Here is a 1179-nt window from a genome sequence, read left to right on the forward strand (position 1 = left end):
AATTGGTCGTACTGATTTACTTGAAGCCGTCGAGGGATTCACTGCGAAGCAAACCAAGTTGGATCTATCAAACATCTTAGAAGCTCCTATTTCTGCCGAAGGTCATCCACTATTTTGGACGGAGCCAAACAAACCGTTTGATAAAGCCGAACTCAACCAAAAAATCGTTGATGATGCCTTGAATGCTGTCGAAAACAGCCAATCAGCAAGTTTCTTCTACAACGTCATCAACACCGACCGTTCTGTTGGCGCGCGTTTATCTGGTGAGATAGCAAAACGCTATGGCAACCAAGGTTTGGCAGCTTCGCCAATCAAAATCTATCTTGATGGTACGGCTGGCCAGTCGTTTGGTGTTTGGAATGCGGGCGGCGTAGAGCTTTACCTCACTGGTGATGCGAACGACTACGTAGGCAAAGGCATGGCAGGCGGTAAAATCGCGATTAAACCTCACCTAGGCACTGCATTTAAATGTAACGAAGCCACCATTATCGGTAACACATGTTTGTACGGCGCGACAGGAGGCAAACTGTTTGCTGCGGGTAAAGCGGGAGAGCGTTTTGGTGTTCGTAACTCTGGCACCATCGCAGTAATCGAAGGCGCGGGTGATAACGCTTGTGAATACATGACTGGCGGCATTGTGGCTATTCTTGGCGCCACAGGAGTGAACTTCGGCGCTGGTATGACGGGGGGGTTTGCGTACGTGTTGGATGAAAATCAAGACTTCCAAGGCCGTGTAAACAACGAATCGGTGGAAGCCATTTCACTGTCGGATCTATACATCCACCAAGAGCACTTGCGCGGCCTAATTGCGGAGCATCTCGAAGAGACTGGCTCTAGCCATGCAGAACATATTTTGGCGAACTTTGACGAATGGATTCCGAAGTTCTACTTGGTGAAACCTCAAGCGGCTGACTTAAACACGCTACTTGGTCACCAAAGCCGCAGCGCTGCTGAACTGCGCGTTCAAGCGCAATAACTCATGGAGGATGTTTGAATCATGAGTCAGAACGTTTACCAATTTATCGATGTTCAACGCGTAGATCCGGCGAAAAAACCAATTAAGATTCGTAAGATTGAGTTTGTTGAAATCTACGAGCCGTTCACGAAACAACAAGCAACGGCGCAAGCCGATCGCTGTTTGGATTGCGGTAACCCATATTGTGAATGGAAGTGCCCCGT

2 pseudogenes are annotated in these 1179 nt (G+C 48.4%); both read left to right on the top strand.

Annotated features, from left to right (window positions below):
- A pseudogene (gene gltB, locus R7Q48_RS24475) lies at window positions 1-976 on the top strand (glutamate synthase large subunit); the annotation flags it as partial.
- Between the two features lie 21 nt (window positions 977-997).
- Window positions 998-1179 (top strand): annotated as a pseudogene (locus tag R7Q48_RS24480) (glutamate synthase small subunit); the annotation flags it as partial.

This window comes from Vibrio sp. 378 (genome assembly GCF_033339435.1).